This window comes from Duganella sp. S19_KUP01_CR8 (assembly GCF_036688705.1).
Taxonomy (GTDB): Bacteria; Pseudomonadota; Gammaproteobacteria; order Burkholderiales; family Burkholderiaceae_D; genus Rugamonas.
This window is the reverse complement of the sequence record NZ_JAQQPR010000034.1, coordinates 1-18,773: the sequence shown is the minus strand read 5'-3', so window position 1 is coordinate 18,773 and position 18,773 is coordinate 1. Positions and strand designations below refer to the sequence as shown.

The 18,773-nt window shown below is 62.0% G+C and carries 13 protein-coding genes; 8 read left to right on the top strand and 5 right to left on the bottom strand.

Annotation, left to right across the window (positions count from 1 at the left end):
- Positions 1-63 precede the first annotated feature (63 nt).
- Genes V6M89_RS26375 through V6M89_RS26365 form a run of 3 tightly spaced genes read left to right on the top strand, consistent with a single transcriptional unit; the run spans position 64 to position 2,686 of the window.
- Positions 64-522, top strand: a complete 459-nt coding sequence (locus V6M89_RS26375) for a MarR family winged helix-turn-helix transcriptional regulator (RefSeq protein WP_332855988.1) — start codon at positions 64-66, stop codon at positions 520-522.
- Positions 523-530: 8 nt separating this feature from the next.
- Positions 531-1,277, top strand: a complete 747-nt coding sequence (locus V6M89_RS26370; RefSeq protein WP_332855987.1) for a 2OG-Fe dioxygenase family protein — start codon at positions 531-533, stop codon at positions 1,275-1,277.
- Positions 1,278-1,333: 56 nt separating this feature from the next.
- The gene (locus V6M89_RS26365) at positions 1,334-2,686 is read left to right on the top strand and encodes a hybrid sensor histidine kinase/response regulator (RefSeq protein WP_332855986.1); all 1,353 of its coding nucleotides are present in this window, start codon (positions 1,334-1,336) and stop codon (positions 2,684-2,686) included.
- Between the two features lie 160 nt (positions 2,687-2,846).
- Here V6M89_RS26365 and V6M89_RS26360 read toward each other — a convergent pair whose 3' ends face one another.
- Both V6M89_RS26360 and V6M89_RS26355 read right to left on the bottom strand, forming a co-directional pair.
- Positions 2,847-4,133 carry a DUF1501 domain-containing protein gene (locus tag V6M89_RS26360; RefSeq protein WP_332855985.1) on the bottom strand — a complete coding sequence of 429 codons (1,287 nt, stop codon included), beginning with the start codon at positions 4,131-4,133 and terminating at the stop codon, positions 2,847-2,849.
- Between the two features lie 19 nt (positions 4,134-4,152).
- Entirely contained in the window at positions 4,153-5,607 is a 1,455-nt protein-coding gene (locus V6M89_RS26355) for a DUF1800 domain-containing protein (protein ID WP_332855984.1), read from the bottom strand.
- A 167-nt stretch (positions 5,608-5,774) separates the two neighbouring features.
- On the opposite strand from V6M89_RS26355, the gene V6M89_RS26350 reads away from it, so the two are divergent.
- From V6M89_RS26350 to V6M89_RS26330, 5 genes are read left to right on the top strand one after another with little or no spacing between them, the layout of a single operon-like run.
- Positions 5,775-6,470, top strand: coding sequence for a CerR family C-terminal domain-containing protein (locus V6M89_RS26350; RefSeq protein ID WP_332855983.1), 696 nt, complete (start codon positions 5,775-5,777; stop codon positions 6,468-6,470).
- Positions 6,467-7,903, top strand: a complete 1,437-nt coding sequence (locus tag V6M89_RS26345; RefSeq protein ID WP_332855982.1) for an efflux transporter outer membrane subunit — start codon at positions 6,467-6,469, stop codon at positions 7,901-7,903. The genes V6M89_RS26350 and V6M89_RS26345 overlap by 4 nt, the downstream gene beginning before the upstream one ends.
- 8 nt (positions 7,904-7,911) lie before the next feature.
- The gene (locus V6M89_RS26340) at positions 7,912-9,069 is read left to right on the top strand and encodes an efflux RND transporter periplasmic adaptor subunit (protein WP_332855981.1); all 1,158 of its coding nucleotides are present in this window, start codon (positions 7,912-7,914) and stop codon (positions 9,067-9,069) included.
- Between the two features lie 9 nt (positions 9,070-9,078).
- Positions 9,079-12,213 carry an efflux RND transporter permease subunit gene (locus tag V6M89_RS26335; RefSeq protein ID WP_332855980.1) on the top strand — a complete coding sequence of 1,045 codons (3,135 nt, stop codon included), beginning with the start codon at positions 9,079-9,081 and terminating at the stop codon, positions 12,211-12,213.
- A 37-nt stretch (positions 12,214-12,250) separates the two neighbouring features.
- On the top strand, positions 12,251-12,709 hold the full coding sequence (locus tag V6M89_RS26330; RefSeq protein WP_332855979.1) for an AraC family transcriptional regulator: 459 nt from the start codon (positions 12,251-12,253) through the stop codon (positions 12,707-12,709).
- Positions 12,710-13,329: 620 nt separating this feature from the next.
- Here V6M89_RS26330 and V6M89_RS26325 read toward each other — a convergent pair.
- The 3 genes from V6M89_RS26325 to V6M89_RS26315 all read right to left on the bottom strand — a co-directional run.
- Positions 13,330-16,155, bottom strand: coding sequence for an NACHT domain-containing protein (locus tag V6M89_RS26325; RefSeq protein WP_332855978.1), 2,826 nt, complete (start codon positions 16,153-16,155; stop codon positions 13,330-13,332).
- A gap of 70 nt (positions 16,156-16,225) precedes the next feature.
- Positions 16,226-17,665 (bottom strand): efflux transporter outer membrane subunit, encoded by a 1,440-nt coding sequence (locus V6M89_RS26320; protein WP_332855977.1) that lies wholly within the window; start codon positions 17,663-17,665, stop codon positions 16,226-16,228.
- Positions 17,662-18,773: HlyD family secretion protein (locus V6M89_RS26315; RefSeq protein WP_332855976.1), on the bottom strand; the 1,112-nt coding region annotated here is incomplete at its 5' end. The genes V6M89_RS26320 and V6M89_RS26315, both read right to left, overlap by 4 nt.

Below are 18,773 nucleotides of genomic sequence, written 5' to 3'. Positions count from 1 at the left end.
TCCCGCAAAACATTTTTTCTCGGCTAGCTTGCAATTGTATAGTGCACTACCTATACTGTGCACATGGATACCAAAACACACCCCGCCCTTTCCGCCGTGCCGCAGCTGGACGGCCAGCTATGCTTTGCGCTGTATTCGACCTCGCTGGCGATGAGCAAGTTGTACCGCAAACTGCTGCGCGGCCTCGGCCTGACCTACTCGCAGTACCTGGTGATGATGGTGCTGTGGGAGAAAAACGAGCTGACCGTGTCGGAGGTGGGCGAGCGCCTGTTCCTCGATTCGGCCACCTTGACGCCGCTGCTCAAGCGCATGGAGGCGGCCGAGCTGCTGACCCGCACCCGCGCCGCCAGCGACGAGCGCCAGGTCATCATCACGCTGACGCCGCGCGGCGACGCGCTGCGCCACGAGGCGGCCAAGCTGCCGCCGTCCATCCTGCAGGCGACCAAGTGCACGCTGGATGAAGTGGTCGGCATGAAGCAGCAACTGGACGCGCTGCGTTCCAGCCTGATGTCCGCCAGCTGAGAGAGCCGATGACGACTTCCAATCCGATCTTCACCCATCCGCTGCACGTCGCCGACGCGTTGCGCAAGGACGGCTACGCGGTCATGCCGCCGCAGGACGTGGCGGCGCTGGCCGGCGTGCCGCTGGCCACGCTGAACGCGCTGATCCCCAGCTGGGACGCGCTGGAACTGGACAACTACCTGAAGGACGGCGGCCGCTATCGGCGCCGGCGCCATTCCTGCTTCGTGCAGAACGGCGCCGAGCTGACGCAAACTGCGCACCGCGCCCACTGGCAGCCGCTGGAATACAACGCCCTGCACGGCGGCATGAACCGCCTGTTCGAACCGATGCAACCGGCCACCGTGGCGCAGCCCGCGTGGCAGGCGCTGGTGCGCGGCATCGGCCAACTGTGCAGCGCAGCGCGCCGCAGCAGCGACCCGTGGTACGTCGAGGCGCACCAGTTCCGCATCGACACCACCGACGGCATCGGCCGGCCGACGCCGGAAGGCGCGCACCGCGACGGCGTCGATTTCGTCGCCGTGCTGCTGATCGGCCGCGAACAGATCAAGGGTGGAGAGACTCGCATTTTTGAAGCCGATGGGCCGAGCGGCAAGCGCTTCACCATGACCGAGCCGTGGACCATGCTGCTGCTGGACGACGCCGCCGTGATCCACGAATCGACGCCGATCCAGCCGCTGGGAGAGCACGGCCACCGCGATACGCTGGTGCTGACCTGGCGCGCCGGCGGCTTCCAAGGGCAGGAAAGTCCCCCCTGAAGGATTAAATCCGATATAGTCACAACAGCCAATATACGCATCCAGGAGGGTGGTCAGTGGACACCAGCTACGAAATTCAGCCCGACGAAATCGAAATCCTCATCGTAGAAGACAGCCCGACCCAGGCCGAGCGCCTGCGCCGCCTGATCCAGTCGATGCGTTATGGCGCCCGCGTGGCCGGCAACGGCCAGCTGGCGCTGGATGCGATCCGCGAGCGCAAGCCACACCTGGTGCTGTCCGATATCGTGATGCCGGAGATGGACGGCTACACGCTGTGCCGCACCATCAAGGCCGACCCCGAACTGCGCGAAATCCCGGTGATCCTGGTGACGTCGCTGATGGACCCGAAGGACATCATCCGCGGCATCGAATGCGGCGCCGACAATTTCATCCGCAAGCCCTACGCCGAAGACTACCTGCTGAACCGCATCGGCCACATGCTGATGAACCAGAAGCTGCGCAAGAACCAGAACATGGAGATCGGCATCGCCCTGTACCTGGGCGACCAGAAGCACTTCATCAACGCCGAGCGCCAGCAGATCCTCGACCTGCTGATCTCCACCTACGAACAGGCGGTGCAGGTCAACAGCGAGCTGCAGGCGCGCGAACGCCAGGTGATCGAACTGAATATGCGGCTGGCGCACCATGCCGGCGAGCTGGAAACCATCAACCGCGAAATCGCGCTGAAGAACCTGGAGCTGGCCGAAGCGAGCCGGATGAAATCGGCCTTCATCGCCAACATGTCGCACGAGCTGCGCACGCCGCTCAACGCCATCATCGGCTTCACCGGCGCGCTGCTGATGAAGCTCCCCGGCCCGCTGACGCCGGACCAGGACAAGCAGCTCAACACCATCCGCACCAGCGCGCGCCACCTGCTCTCGCTGATCAACGACATCCTGGACGTGGCCAAGATCGAAGCCGGCAAGGTCACGCTGGAGCTGGAGACCGTGCAGTGCCAGCAGCTGGTCAACGACGTGGCCGACACGCTGCGCCCATTGGCGGCGCAAAAGGGACTGGAGCTGGAAGTGGAGCTGGCCGACGAAGCCATCGTGCTGGAAACCGACCGCCGCGCGCTGACGCAGATCCTGCTCAACCTGGCCAACAACGCGATCAAGTTCACCGAGACCGGCAAGGTCCGGGTCACGCTGGCGAAGCGCCAGGGCGAAGGCCGCAACCTGATCGAATTCGCCGTGGCCGACAGCGGCGCCGGCATCCGCGAGGAAGACCAGGCCAAGCTGTTCCAGGCCTTCTCGCAGCTGGACTCCACCTCGACCCGGCATGCGGAAGGCGCGGGCCTGGGCCTGTACCTGTGCCAGAACCTCGCCAACCTGATCGGCGGCTCGCTGTTCTTCAAGAGCGATTTCGGCCAGGGCAGCACGTTCACGCTGGCTCTGCCGCATAAAGTTTGACTTTTTTATACTGTAGAAGCTTCGACACCGTAGTTCTACGGTATTGCACCGCAGCATGAACAGGCATATAGTTGGAACTGTCTCCTCCAACCGTTCGCTGAACATTGGAATTCAGCCCGCACCGTCAAGGTAGCGGGCGTTTTTTTTGGTGCGTCAGTTTTTAAGCGCGCAGCAGATCGAGCCTGGCGCCGCGCGGCAGCGACGGGAACACCTGCACCAGCTGCTTGTCGCTCAAGCGCAGATGACGCTCGGCGATCGTCGCCAGCACGGTGCGGAAGTCGGTCGTCACCGGCAGGTCGCGGCCCTCGTTCAACTCGGCGTCGCCGACGCCGCGCCAGTCGCCCAGCACCTTGCCGCCGTTGACGCCTCCACCCAGCACCCACATCACATTGCCATGCCCATGATCGGTGCCGCCGTTGCCGTTCTCGCGCGCGGTGCGGCCGAACTCCGACATCACCACGATGGTGGTCTGCTCGAACAGCGGCCCCAGTCGCTGCGCCAGCACCGCCAGGCCCTGCCCCAGCGGCTGCAAGCGGTTGGCCAGCTGGCCGCGCGCCGCGCCCTGGCTGGCGTGCGTGTCCCAGCCGCCCAGCGCCACGAAGGCCAGCTGGATGTTCGGATCGTTGCGCATCAGCGCCGCCAGCCGCGCGGCGTCGTCGGGGAAGCCGTTCGGCAAAGGCGCGCCGCCGTTTGCCGCCTGCATTTCAGCCGACATCCCGCCACCCATGCCGCCCATGCCGCCGCCGACCATCTTGCCGGCCGCCGCGTCCATCACTTCCTTGTGCGCGTCCTGGCCCTGCTGGTAGGCGGCGCCGAAGCGCGCGTTGTCCGCATACAGCTGGTCGAAGGCCTTGCTCACCGCCGGCCGGTCCAGCACATTGGCCTTGGTGCCGGCCGCGCCGTTGGCCAGGTTGACCGCCGCCGCGCGGCCCGACAGGATGCGCGGCATGACCGGGCCTATGCTCAGCGCGCGCGTCGGTGTGGTGGCGCCGGGCAGCGTCGCCACCAGCCGGTTCATCCAGCCGTCCGCCGTGCTCTTGACGCCGGGCGTGGCCGATTCCATGTAGTCCTGCGCGTCGAAGTGCGAACGGGTGGCGTCCGGCGAACCGCTGGCGTGGACAAAGGCCAGCTTCTTTTGCTCCCACAACGGCAGCAGCGGCGCCAGCGCCGGATGCAGGCCGAAGTAACCGTCGAGATTCAACGCGCCGTTGTCGTCGCCCGGCTTGGCCAGCGCGATGGTCGGTCGCAGGCGCGCGTAGTTGGCGTCGGCCACCGGCGCCACCAGGTTCAAGCCGTCCACCGCGCCGCGCAGCATCACCACGATCAGCTTGCGGCCGGTGGCGTCGGCATTCGGCGTGGCGGCCGTCGCGGCCCAGGCATGGCGGCCCAGCGGTATCACCAGTCCGGCGCCGGCGGCCAGCGTGTTGAGGAAGTCTCTGCGTTGCATGATGGTCTCCAGACGGTGATTAGCGCTGCATGAAATCGGGACTGCCCAGCAGCATGGCTGCGCGCAGCGGCGGCGGACTGCCGGCGATCACGCCCTGCGTCCTGGCCGAGATCGAACCGGCCAGCGTCGCCTGCAAGGCCTGCACGTCCAGCGCCGGCGCCAGCTGGGTGGCGAAGGCGATACGGCGGCTCAACGCATCGGGATTGAGCCAGGCGTCCTGCGTGTTCTTATAACCGTCCGGCGTCTGGCAGCCGTACAGCGGCATGCCGAGGCGGGTCAGCACGCCCAGCGTCTGCTTGATGTCCGACGGCGCCGTGTCGCTGGCGCGCGCCGCCGAGATCACGTATTGATACGGCGTCTTGAACTTGGCGCCCACCGCTTCCGGCGCCATGAACTCGGCGCTGGCGAACAGGGTGCGCAATACGCTGCGGATGTCGCCCTTGCTGTCGATGTAGCTCTTCGTCATGCGGTCAACGAGAGCCGGCGGCGGCTGATCCTGCACGAAGTACTGCGCCAGCTGGAAGCTCAGGTGATGCGCGGTGGCCGGCAGCATCGCCAGCACGTCCAGCGCGTACTCGCCCTCCTCCTGGCCGCCGGCCTTGATGCGGCGGCCCAGCCAGACCTTGTCGTCGCGGTCGTGGCGCGCGGCGTCGAAGGTGAAGGTGCGGTTGCGCGCCACCAGTTCGCGGTTGTCGTAGGTCCAGCCGGTCAGCATGCGCGCCAGTTCGGTGACGTCCTTCTGCGTGTAGCCGCTGTCGACGCCCATGGTGTGCAGCTCCATCAGCTCGCGCGCATAGTTTTCATTCAGCCCGCTGCTCTTGGCCTTCTGGCCGCCCTGCTTTTTCCCGCGAGGGATATAGCCATTGGCGGTCGAGACCCAGTTGTCCAGGTAGTACAGCATGGCCGGATGGTGCGCGGTGGCGCCCAGCAGGTCGCGGAAATTCCCCAGCGCGTAAGGACGGATCGCGTCGCGCTCGTAGCTGGCGATCAGCGCGCGGTCGACGCCCTTGCCGGCGAAGACGTTGAAATGATTGAACCAGAAATCGACCATCACCTCTTCCAGCTGGTTCGGGCTGTCGACCGCGCGGGCGATGCGCGCCTCCGCCGTCTGCTGCGCGATGGCGGTGACCACTTCGCGGCGCTTGGCCTTGTCGCCATCCGACTCGTCCTTCGCCATCGCGCGCACTTCCAGGAAGCGCCGCATCACCACGCCGGCCGGTTGCTGCACCGCGTCCAGGCTGGCCAGGCGCGCGCTCAATGCCGGCGGCAGCGGCGCACCGGCCGCGAGTTGCGTATCGATGTAGCGCTGCACGCCCATCTGCGTCACCCGCTCGATGTCGCCCGGCTTGGGACCGTAGCCGATGCGGTTCAGCACATGGGCGGCGGCCTGCTCGGGCGTCAGCGGCTCGGCCGCCATGACGGAGGCGGCGGCGGAGGCCACGGCGGCCACGGCGATCCAGCGGTAGAAGTTCATGGCGGCGCTCCTGTCGAAAAATATATTTACTTTATAACGCAATATTGCTGCGCCTCAAACGACTGCCATGTATCGGTTGTAAGCGGAGGTTAGCGTTTGTTCATAAATAAATTAAACAACTGATTTAGTTATATCAATCGTTTAAATTATGTGTTGTAATGCCGCCCATGAACGCTAAACCCACTTCCATCGATACCAGCCAGCCCGCCGACGACGGCCGCAAGCCACGTTCGGACGGCGAGCAGTCGCGCGAGCGGCTGCTGCACGCGGCCATGCGCCTGTTCGCCGCGCAGGGCTTTTCCAAAACCTCGACCCGCGAGATCGCCCAGGCGGCCAACGCCAACGTCGCCGCGATCAGCTACTACTTCGGCGACAAGGCGGGGCTGTACCAGGCCTGCTTCAGCTTCATGTGCCAGCCGGAGCCGGACAATATCGCGCTGTTCGCCCAGCCGCATTTCACGCTGCGACAAACGCTGGAGGGCTACTACCGGCAGATGCTGGCGCCGCTGCTGGCAGGCGAGGATGCGCAACTGTTCCTGCGCCTGTTTTACCGGGAAATGCTGGAACCGACCGGGCTGTGGCAGCAGGAAATCGACAACAACATCAAGCCGGAGCATCAGGCGATGGTGGTCGCACTCAGCCGTCACCTGGGCCTGGAGCAGCCCACCGACGACGTGCACCGCCTGGCCTACGCCTTGGCCGGCATGGCCGTGCAGATCATGGTCGGACGCGACATCATCGCCTCGATCACGCCGCATCTGCTGGCGCCGGAAGCGATAGACACATGGGGACAGTACCTGGTCGGCTTTGCCGAAGCCATGGTGCTGGCCGAGAAATCCAAACTTAAACAAGGAAAAGCATGACGATATTCTTACGGGCGGCGGCGCTGGCCGTCGTCGCGTCGCTCAGCGCCTGCGCCACGCAGGCGCCCGCGCCGCACGTCGCCGCACAGGCGCCGCAGCAGTGGCAAGCGCCGCTGCCGCACAATGGCAGCCAGGCCGACCTGGCCAGCTGGTGGAGCCGCCAGGCCGACGCGCTGCTGGTGCAGCTGATCGAATCGGCACAGGCGGTCAGCCCGACCATCGCCACGGCCGGCTCGCGCATCGCGCAGTCGCGCGCCGAACGCGTGGCGGCGGGCGCCGCGCTGGCGCCGTCGCTGGACGCATCGGTCAGCGCCAGCCGCTCCAACCAGCAATCGTCGCTGCCGATGGGGACCACCTCGCAGGCGGCCTTGCAGGCCTCGTGGGAGATCGATCTGTTCGGCGGCAACCGCGCCGCGCGCGATGCGGCGCAAGCGCGCCTGGACAGCGCCCACGCCGGCTGGCACGACGCCCGCGTCTCGGTGGCGGCCGAAGTGGCCAACCAATACTACGGCCTGCGCGCCTGCGAGCAGCTGCTGGCCGTGGCCAAGCAGGACACCGCCTCGCGCAGCGACACCGCGCGCCTGACGGAGCTGAGCGCCAAGGCGGGCTTCCAGTCGCCGGCCAGTTTAGCGCTGGCACGCGCCAGCGCGGCCGACGGCAACAACCGCTACATCACCCAGCGCGCCGCCTGCGACGTCAACGTCAAGGCGCTGGTGGCGCTGACCGCCATCGACGAACCTGAGCTGCGCGGCAAGCTGGCCGCCGGCGCGTCCGCAGCAGCCGGCGCCGCCGCCAGCGCGCCATCCATCGCCATCGCCGAACTGCCGGCGCGCACCTTGAGCCAGCGACCCGACGTCTTCACCGCCGAACGCGAAGTGACCGCCGCCAGCGCCGATGTCGGCAGCGCACAGGCGCAGCGCTATCCGCGCCTGGCCTTGTCCGGCTCCATCGGCTACGGTAACTTCCGCGCCGGCGGCGTCAACACCAGCACCGACACCTGGACCATCGGCCCGGTCTCGCTGTCGCTGCCGATCTTCGACGCCGGCAAGCGCCGCGCCAACGTCGACGCGGCCAGCGCCCGCTACGACGCCGCCGTCTCCAGCTACCGCGCCACCGTGCGCCAGGCCGTGAGCGAAGTGGAACAGGCGCTGGTCAACCTGGACGCCACCGGCGAACGCGCCGGCGATGCGCAGGCCGCGCTGCAAGGCTACCGCGTCAACTTCACCGCCGTGGAAGACCGCTACAAGAACGGGCTGGCCAGCCTGTTCGAACTGGAAGACGCGCGCCGCACCCGCCTGTCCGCCGAACAAACCGTCATCAACCTGCAGCGCGAACGCAGCGCCGCCTGGGTAGCGCTGTACCGCGCCGCCGGCGGCGGCTGGACCGCCCCGACCGACGGCGCCCCCGCCATCGCCAGCGCCAACCCACAATAAGAGCCATCATGAAAAACCTGAAAACCAATCTGAAACCGGTCGCCTACGCACTGCTGGCCGTATTCGTCATCGGCGGCGCCGGCATGGCGTTCTACCCGTCCGCCACGCAGGCCGCCGACGACAAGAAAGCGGAAACCGCCAAGCCGGCGCTGACCGTCACCACCACCAAACCATCAGCCGCGCGCCTGCCGATCAAGCTGGCCGCCAACGGCAACGTCGCCGCCTGGCAGGAAGCGAGCGTCAGCAGCGAATCGAACGGCTTGCGCCTGACCGAAGTGCGCGTCAACGTCGGCGACGTCGTCAAGGCCGGCGACGTGCTGGCGGTGTTCTCGGCCGATACGGTCAACGCCGACGTGGCCCAGGCCAAGGCCGCCGTGCAGGAAGCCGAAGCCAACGCCGCCGACGCCGTCGCCAACGCCGCCCGTGCGCGCACGCTGCAAAACACCGGCGCCCTGAGCGCGCAGCAGATCAGCCAGTACACCACGGCCGAACAAACCGCCAACGCCCGCATCGCCTCGGCCAAGGCGGCGTTGGCCAGCCAGCAGCTGCGCCTCAAATACACCAAGGTGGTGGCGCCGGACAGCGGCGTGATCTCGGCCCGCAGCGCCACCGTCGGCGCGGTCTCCGGCCCCGGCACGGAACTGTTCCGCATGATCCGCCAGGGCCGCCTTGAATGGCGCGCCGAAGTGGTGGCCTCCGACCTGCGCAACCTGAAGACCGGCACCGGCGCCGTCGTCAAGGCCGCCAACGGCAGCGAAGTGACCGGCAAGGTGCGCATGATCGCGCCGACCGTCGACGCGCAGACCCGTTCCGCGCTGGTCTACGTCGACCTGCCGTCCAGCGCCGCCTCCAAGGATGCGCCGTTCAAGGCCGGCATGTTCGCCAGCGGCCAGTTCGAGCTGGGCACCTCCGACGCGATGACGGTGCCGCAGCAGTCTATCGTCGTGCGCGATGGCTTCAGCTTCGTGTTCCGCCTCAATACCGACCAGCATGTCAGCCAGATCAAGGTGCAGCCGGGCCGTCGCCTGGGCGACCGCATCGAAGTGCTGGGCGGCCTGACCGCCGACACGCAAGTGGTGGTGCGCGGCGCCGGCTTCCTGAACGACGGCGACCTGGTACACAACGTCGCCGAGACCGCGCCGGCCGCCAAGCTGGCCGCGAAGTAAGGACACGCCATGAATTTCTCCTCCCTATCGATCAAGAATCCGATCCCGGCGATCATGCTGTTCGCGTTGCTGACGCTGGCCGGCATGATGGCCTTCAAGGCCAATCCGGTGCAGGATTTCCCGGACATCGAACTGCCCATCGTCACCATCAGCGCCACGCTGGACGGCAGCGCGCCGGCCCAGCTGGAAACCGAAGTGGCCCGCAAGATCGAAGACTCGGTCGCCACGCTGCAAGGCGTGAAGAACATCGCCACCACGGTGCTGGACGGCGTGTCCACCACCACCGTCGAATTCATCCTTGAAAAACCGATCGCCGACGCCGTCAACGAAGTGCGCGACGCCGTGGCCCGCGTCAAGGCCGACCTGCCTGCCGAGCTGCGCGACCCGACCGTGACCAAGGCTTCCACCGCCGGCCGCGTGATCATGACCTTCACCGCCGCCGCCTCCAAGGCGCCCGGCGAGAAGATGGACCAGCAGGAATTGAGCTGGTTCGTCGACAACGCCGTCTCCAAGCGTTTGCTGGCGGTGCCCGGCGTGGGCGCGGTCAAGCGCGTCGGCGGCGTCAAGCGCGAGATCCGCGTCGAGCTGGACGACGCCCGCATGGCCGCCCTGCGCGTGTCCGCGCTGGACGTGTCGCGCCAACTGCGCCTGGTACAGAAGGAAGCGCCGGGCGGACGCGGTGATGTCAGCGGCGCCGAGCAATCGGTGCGCACCATCGCCACCGTGCAAAGCGCGGCCGCGCTGGCCGCCATCGAACTGCCGCTGACCGACGGCCGCCGCGTGCGCCTCGACCAGGTGGCCACGGTGACCGACACCGTCTCCGAGCCGCGCGCCATTGCGCTGCAGGACGGCGTGCCGGTGATCGGCTTTGAAATCTTCCGCACCAAGGGCGCCAGCGAACTGGCGGTCGCCAAGGGCGCCCGCGCCGCCGTCGAGGAGCTGAGCCGCACCAATCCGCGCGTCGAACTGAAAGCGGTGATCGACAACGCCTTCCCGGTCGAAGAGAACTTCACCGGCTCGATGGAGTTGCTGTACGAAGGCGCCATCCTGGCCGTGCTGGTGGTGTGGTGGTTCCTGCGCGACTGGCGCGCCACGCTGGTGGCGGCGGCCGCGCTGCCGCTGTCGGTGATGCCGGCCTTCCTCGGCCTGTACCTGTTCGGCTACACGCTCAACACCGTGACCCTGCTGTCGATGGCGCTGGTGGTGGGCGTGCTGGTGGACGACGCCATCGTTGAAATCGAAAACATCGCGCGCCACCTGCGCATGGGTAAAACCCCGATGGAGGCGGCGATGGAAGCGGCCGACGAAATCGGCATGGCGGTGATCGCCACCACCTTCGCGCTGGTCGCCGTGTTCCTGCCGACCGCATTCATGGGCGGCGTGCCCGGCCTGTTCTTCAAGCAGTTCGGCTGGACCGCCGTGGTGGCGGTGCTGGCGTCGCTGGTGGTCGCCCGTCTGCTGACGCCGATGATGGCCGCCTACATCCTCAAGCCGGTCGCGCATGCGGAAGAAAAAGACGGCTGGATCATGACGCGCTACATCCGCGTGATGCGCTGGTGCCTGACGCACCGCCTGGTGACGGGGCTGGCCTCGGCCGCGTTCTTCGTCGGCTCGATCATGCTGGTGGGCCTGCTGCCGACCGGCTTCGTACCGGCCGCCGACCGCGCGCAGACCCAGATCAACCTGGAACTGCCGCCCGGTTCCACGCTGGCCGAAACCGGCGTGATCGCCGAACGCGCCCGCAAGGCCGCGATGGAAGTCAAAGGCATCAAGGCGGTCTTCAGCTCCATCGGCGGCGGCTCCAGCGGCGACGCCTTCGCTCCTGGTGCGGCGGCCGAAGCGCGCAGCGCCGTGCTGACGCTGACCACCGCGCACCGCAACGACCGCAAGGAATCGATGGCCGACCTGGAAGGCGAAATCCGCCAGAAGCTCAACGCCATTCCCGGCCCCCGCTTCAAGGTGGGACCGCCGGACAACGGCGTCAAGATGCAGCTGGTGCTGCGCAGCGAAGACCCGGTCGCGCTGAAAGAGACGGCGCAAAAAGTGGAGCGCGAAATGCGCACGCTCAAAGGCGTCGGCAACGTGCGCTCCAGCGCCTCGCTGGTGCGCCCGGAGATCATCGTCACGCCGGACTTCGCCAAGGCCGCCGACCTGGGCGTGACCGCGTCGTCGATCGGCCAGACCGTGCGCGTGGCCACCGCCGGCGACTACGACACCGACCTGACCAAGATGAACCTGCCGGAACGCCAGGTGCCGATCCGCGTCAAGCTGCCGGACGCCGTGCGCGCCGACCTGGAAGCCATCGGCCGCCTGACGGTGCCGGGCAAGAACGGCCCGGTCCTGCTGGCCACCGTCGCCACCATCACGATGGAAAGCGGCCCGGCGCAGATCAATCGCCTCAACCGCAGCCGCAACGTCACGCTGGAAGTGGAGCTGGGCAAGCGCTCGCTGGGCGAAGTGAACACCGAAGCGCGCGCGCTGCCGACCATGATGAACCTGCCGCCATCGGTGAAGATCGCCGAACTGGGCGACACCCAGGAGATGGCCTCGCTGTTCGCCAGCTTCGGCATCGCCATGCTGATCGGTGTGCTGTGCATCTACTGCGTGCTGGTGTTGCTGTTCAAGGACTTCATGCAGCCGATGACGATTCTGGCGGCGCTGCCGCTGTCGATCGGCGGCGCCTTCGTGGCGCTGCTGATCACCGGCCGCGCGCTGTCGATGCCGTCGATGATCGGCCTGATCATGCTGATGGGGATCGTTACAAAGAACTCAATCTTGTTGGTTGATTATGCTATTCTGGCGCGTCAGGAAGGCATGAGCCGTTTCGATGCCCTGGTCGATGCCTGCCACAAGCGTAGCCGTCCCATCTTGATGACCACCATCGCGATGGGCGCCGGCATGATGCCGCTGGCACTGGGCTGGGGAGCCGATCCGAGCTTCCGCTCACCGATGGCGATCACGGTGATCGGCGGCCTGATCACGTCGACGCTGCTGAGCCTGCTGGTGATACCGGCCGTGTTCACCTACATCGACGACCTGGAACACCTGCTGCAACGCCTGATGGGCAAAGTGCGCCGCACGCCGGCGCCGGCCCCCGAAGAAACCGCGCCGCCACTGCGCAAGATCGCCGGCGGCGGCCACTAAGATAGCCAATGAGCAGCCAATGAGCGAGGAGATCATCATGGAATATGAAGTCAAGGATATACCGGCAACACGCGTAGCCTACCTGCGCTACAAGGGGCCGTTCGGCGCGCCGATCGGCGAGTTCTGGCAGGAAGTGTTCACTCCATGGCAAAAGGCCATGGGCCTGGTCGGCAAGGTAACCTACGGCGTGGCGCAGGACGACCCGAGCACCACGCCGCCGGAGGAGTGCCGCTACGACGCCTGCGTCGCAGTATTGGACGTCTATCCGATCAAGGAGCCGGCGAAGGAAGCCACCCTGCCTGCCGGCCGCTACGCCGTCGCCAAGTTCAAGGGCACCGGCGACCAGGTGCCTGCGGCATGGGGCGAGTTCTTCGGCCAGTTGCAGGCCGAAGGCAAGGTCGATGGCGGCCCCTGCTTCGAGCGCTATCCAGCCGACTATGCGATGGACCCGGCCACCGGCGTGTTCGAAGCGGAGCTGTGCATCCCGGTGAAATAAAATCTAGCTTCAGTAGCTTCACTGCAGCATTCATCCTGCAGAAAACGCCATGCATACTCGCCACTCAGATCGTATCACCTGCAGCGTGCATCATGGCGTTTTTAATAAATAGATGGTACCAATAATAGCTCCTGCGACCTGCCGACGTCTTCTAGAACACGACACGCCAACAAAACGCTGTAGCCATTACAGCGCCAACAAACAAAGGTAATTAAGATGGTTGGGGGGGAGCAAGCATCACCGGCCGACCAAATAACCCGATCAACCAATACGATAAGCTAGTAGCAGGAAGTATCAGCTCGCTGCACGTCACAGACGAGCTGAGCATCCTCAGCCCTGAAATTAACCGTGTTATGTCAACCATCACTGGACACGATAGTCAACGTCATCCATAGAGGGTTGCTGCTGCGGTGAAAGCCGCACCGACAACAGCGGAAACTTGCCCGAAGCCTCACCACGCATAACAATTACGCCGCCACTGTGACCGAATAAGTAATTATTCGGCTTAATCAGATTCCACTGACGTTACCCGATGAGTGGCATAGTTAATATTTACTCAAAACCTTCTTCGATCCAGAAATTATCGATGAAATAATATAACAACATTAACTTTAAAATAATTATTTATTGCTAGAGGTTCTCCCCCTCAATTCAAAAAGTTTAGTTAACTTTCCGCCTAAGACATTTCGCAGGATAGAAATATCAATTCCAGATTTGTTGCATAAATCAAACCAATGCTCCAATGCACTAACCTTCGATTTCCTATTAAACATTGCAAATGCACTTTTTGGCTTTGCCTTGAAATATATAAACATCGCTAGCACACCGCCTAGAAAGCTAACAAAAATAGAAAGCGTAACACCCATCAAACTTACTTCTGTTTTTGTAGTAAGTTTTGCTAAAAATGTTGCAAACAGTATAGAAAGCAGCATTCCCCAAAAATTAATTTGAACAAACGGCTCAAATACAGAAATTGACATCGATAAAGCGCGCACACCTTTAAATTTCGGAACCAGCCCAAACAGAACCAAACCCATTCCCAATATTACTCTCTTCATTCTTGTAACCGAATCATCAGAAAAACTATCGAGAACAACTATATCAAAAAGTATTCTCGAAACAAGCTCATCTGAGCTCTTTGAGTAACTAGACTTAACCTTATCCCTTAAGAGCTCCACCAAGAAAAACATCGTTTCAGGAGAATTGTTTGTAATTAAAGATTTCCCATCCCACGACTTAATTAACGATACCGCAATCAATCTTTCCGAGGTTTCAGATGAAAACATATTACTAATTACTTCAGCCTGAAGGAACTCCATAAATGATTTATGAGCAAACTTAAAGGTTCCATCTTTACTTAAATCAGTTACTAATATTCCGCAAGCCCGGACGTCAGTTTTTATATGCTCAAATATTTCCGCACTACTATTCTCCCAATCAAATCTATCAGGATGGCTCTTTGTTAACGGCAGTCTGATTTCATTTGCCATTGCTCCCGCACTTAAGGAAACGTCATCTGGCATTGAAGTAGCTAAGGCCTCAATAGCCAAATCAAGTTGTGCCGACGATATTTGGTTTGAGTGCCCGACCGTACCCATGAAAACTGCAATACCGGTCATAAAATAAGCACGCTCTGCCGAGTTCAAGGCCATAAAATTCTTCTCAGTTTGCTTTGCTCCTTGGCGCCGATAGCTGTGTCGAATAAACAATTCCATCACAAAGGCAGAACTTATCCTCTCACTTTTCTCAGACAGTTTTTCTCTCTTCCAAAGCGTCGAAACGATAAACAACAACGAAGGCCTAGAGATTATTTCTTTGAATTTTTGATCTCTCAACGCCAACGATATAATCTCATTTCTAGTTATTTCATCAACACTTCTGAGGCTATTTTCTATTTGCTGAATATTGAACGGCGCCAAAAAAACTGCTTGACAATAAGGCCTTGTAGGGTGAGCGGTTTCAATCCCTAGCGCGCGTTTTCGTTCGCTTTCATCCAAGAAGAAATTTGGGCGTCCAGTGATTAATATCTTTGAATTAGGATAACTAAGTTGCCACAACGTTCTAAAATGATTTAATCGAATATCTGTATCCCCGGTCAAATCAATTTCATCAAAACCTTCAAATATTAACAAAATCCTTCCTGCAATCAATAACTGCAACAGACCTTGGACGTCAATCCTATATCGAAACGCCCAGGTAGCAAGAAGCTCTTCCGGCGAAAGGCTCCTTGGACTTTTCCCACGCAGCTCTACAAGAATAGGAATACGACCAGAACCATGTTTATGAATTTCATTAATTAATTTATAACTAAGCATTAATGAAATAGTGCTTTTCCCTTGACCATACTCTCCGAGCAGCGAAAGTTGTCGAACACTATTTTCCGAGAGCCAGTCCCTAATAAAACTTTCCAAATCACCATCATCGCCTTCCGAATCCTTAGTCAATCTAAAGTTAGAGGGAGAATAAACATTTCCTATACTGACTGTGCTATCAGGAAGAAAATCCAACATTACTCGCTTTTTTATATCAGCAAAATAATAAGAAAAATCCACTAAATCATCTAAAAGTTTTTGCTCGCTGACAAATGTTATGGAATAATCGTGACCTTCTGCTGATTTATATTCTTTCTCTTCGCCTTTATACGCCACTACGATTTCAAACACGCCAGAAACACCACGGGCCAACATTACTTTTTTTGCGTACAAAACCAAGGCAGAGGAATTATTATCATCAAAATCATCCACACAAACCAAACAAATCAACGCATTAATATTTGAGTCGATTCCCCACCAACATTTATGCAAATGATCATAGCTATCATCAAATGCATATTGCCTGCGGTTCAATAAAATTAAATGTTTTGCAAATTCATGCCAAGCACGATTATCCTCCACCAATTCCAAGAGGGAAACATGTCTTTCCACCGCCTCATTCTGGGGCTCTAACTTTTCTCGTTTTTTCTTATCAAGAGATAAAAGCAAAGAAACGTCATAAAAAATACTAGGTGCCGTGTTGTAACGCTCCTGCTCATTTTGAGATTTACTTTTTTGGCCATCCCAATTAGTAAAGATCTTAATGTACCAATTTCCCATAAAAAATATCGAAACTAGACATGCAATAGTTTCAAAATTGGATAACTTTCCAGATGAATAGCTGACGCCATTTAACCCCAAAACATCTTCCCACCCCAAAAATTTCACCAAAGCTAGAATCACGTTCACAACAATGGCAATTAGTGATAATCCTTGATAAAGTTGCGCCAAAAATAGTGAGATCATCGAAAAAAGAGCAACCCCACCCAAAAACGCAAATTTTTCACGAGTATATTTATTCTTTTTCCACCAGTATACGAAAGCCCAAATAGCCGTTACAAACGTAATCACCAGGAGTAAAAAGGCAGTCCAGTAAAATATCGGACTAATTAAAGGATTTTCAGTATTTAACATTAAAAAATTCCAACTGGAAATATTTCATTATATCAACCATAATAGAAGAACGCACCAAGTAACGTAACCGCTAGTGCTCCCAGCCACCGCCCATGGCGCGATACAAGTCCACCGACGCCACCAGCATGCGCGTCTTCAGCTGCAGGCGGCCGACGTCGGCGTTGTACAGCGTGCGCTGGGCGTCCAGCTCTTCCAGATACGAGGCGTAGCCGTTGCGATAGCGGTTGTGCGCGATGCGCAGCGTTTCAGCCGCCGTCGCGCGGCGCGCGTCGTTCTGCACCGCCTGTTCCTTCAGGCGCGCCAGCGCACCCAGGCTGTTGTCGGTTTCGGCGAATGCGGTGCGCACCGCGTTTTCATACGCGTAGATCGATTGATCGCGCTGCGCCGCCACGGCGTCGGTCTGGTGCTGCACGCGGTCGCCCTCGAACACCGGCGCGGCCACGGCGCCGGTCAGCCGCCACAGCGCGGTCGGCGCGTTGATGAAATCGTGCCACTTCAGATTCTGCACCCCACCCACCATCGTCAGCTTGAACGACGGCAGCAGCTGGTCGCGCGTGGCCGCCAGATTGGCGTTGACCGCCACCAGGTTGAATTCGGCGCGCGCGATGTCCGGCCGGCGTCGCAGCAGTTCGGACGGCAGCCCCGCCGGCACCGCCGGCGCGGACAGCTGCACCAGCTCCAGCCCGCGCGCGACCGGGCCGGGATTACCGCCGGTGAGGATGGACAGCGCGTTCTCCTGTTCAAAGATGGAGCGTTTCAGTTGCGGAACCTGCTCGGCGGTGGTCTGGTATTCGGCCTGCGCTTGCAGCCATTCCAGCCGCGAGCTGTAGCCGACGTCGAACTGGCGCCTGGCCAGGTCGCGCGATTCCTCGCGCAGCTTCAGCGTGGCTTCGGTCAGCGCCAGCTGGGCATCGAGGCCGCGCAGGTTCAGGTAGCCCGAGGCCACGGTGGCGGCGATCGACAACGCGGCGGCATCGGCGTTGGCCTGCTCCGCCTGATAGGTCGCGGTGGCGGCGTCGGTCAGCGCGGCCAGGCGGCCCCACACGTCGACTTCATAACTGGCCTGGAACTCGGCCTGGTAGACATTGGTGACGTAAGGCACGCCGTTGTAGGCCAGCTGGCGCGTGCGGGTCGGCGCGGTGTCGACGAAGACGTTTGCCTTCTGCCCTGCTGCTGCCACGCCCACCAGCGCGCGGTACTGCGCCACGCGGGCGCGCGCGATGCGCAAGTCGCCGTTGTGCTCCAGCGCGGCGGCCACCAGCGCGCTCAGTGCCGGATCGCCGAAGGCTTGCCACCATTGCGCTTCGACCGCCGCGCCTTGCGCCGTCTCGGCGGCGGTGCGCCAGGCGGACGGCGTCTGCAAGCTCGAAGCGGGTGCGGGCGGCGCCTTGGCCGCACAGCCGCCGATCAACAGCGCCAACGCCAGCGAGCCCTTCCCGGCCAAGGCGGCGGCCAGTGGAGCAAGCCGCCGCGCGCCGGACCGGCGCTCGGATGCTGCATAGCCTTTCATGGCTTGGCCCCGGCGGTCTTGGCCGGCGCGGCGTTCGCATCGTTCAGCTCCGCCGACGTGTCGATGCTCACCACCACCGACATCCCCGGCGCCAGCCGGCGCGCCTTGGCCTGGCCGGGATCGATGCGTATGCGCACCGGTATGCGCTGCGCGATCTTGACGTAATTGCCGGTCGCGTTATCGGCCGGCAGCACGCTGAATTCCGAACCGGTGGCCGGCGAAATCCGCTCCACCTGGCCGGTCAGCAGCGCGCCGTCCAGCGCATCGACCTTGAAGGTGGCGCTCTGGCCGACCTGCACACCGTTCATCTGCGTCTCCTTCAGGTTGGCGATCACCCACAGCTGGCGCGGCACCAATCCCATCAGCTGCGCGCCGGTGTTGACGTAGGCGCCCTTGCGCACCGTGACCTGGCCCAGTTGGCCGTCCTCCGGCGCCGTGATGCGAGTGTTATCCAGGTCCACCTTGGCCGACTTCAGCGCCGCCGACGCATTCGCCACCGCCGCCTCCAGCGACAGCTTGTTGACCACCACCGTCTGCACCTGCTGCCTGGCGATCTCCAGGCTGGCGCGCGCCTGCTGCACCGCCGCCGCCGTCTGCACCTTGGCGGCCTTGGACGAATCCTGCTCGCGCAAGGACAGCGAGCCATCCGCCGCCAGCGAATTCACGCGACTCAAATCAGCCACCGACTTGGCGGCCTGCGCTTCCGCGTTGGCCACCGTGGCCTGGTTCAGCGCCACGCCCGCTTCCGCCGTGCGGCGCGCCTGCTCCCAGTTGGCCAGCGCGGCCTTCTGCGCCGCCAGCTGCGCCTGCGCCTGTTCGTAGCGCTGCTGGTAGATGCGGTCGTCGATCAGCACCAGCAAATCGCCCTGCTTCACCTGCTGAAAATCCTGCACCCGCACGTCGACCACGTAGCCGGGCAGCTGGGTACCGATCAGCGTGACCTGGCCGCGCACCAGCGCGTTCTCGGTGGAGACAATGGCGGTGCTGAACGGCGGCAGCCGCCATGCATACAACACGATCAACACGCCGACCAGCGCCACAAACGAAAACGCGATCGCCGAAATAATTTGCGCGCGCCGGTCCGGCGCCGGCGCGGTGGGCGCGGCGG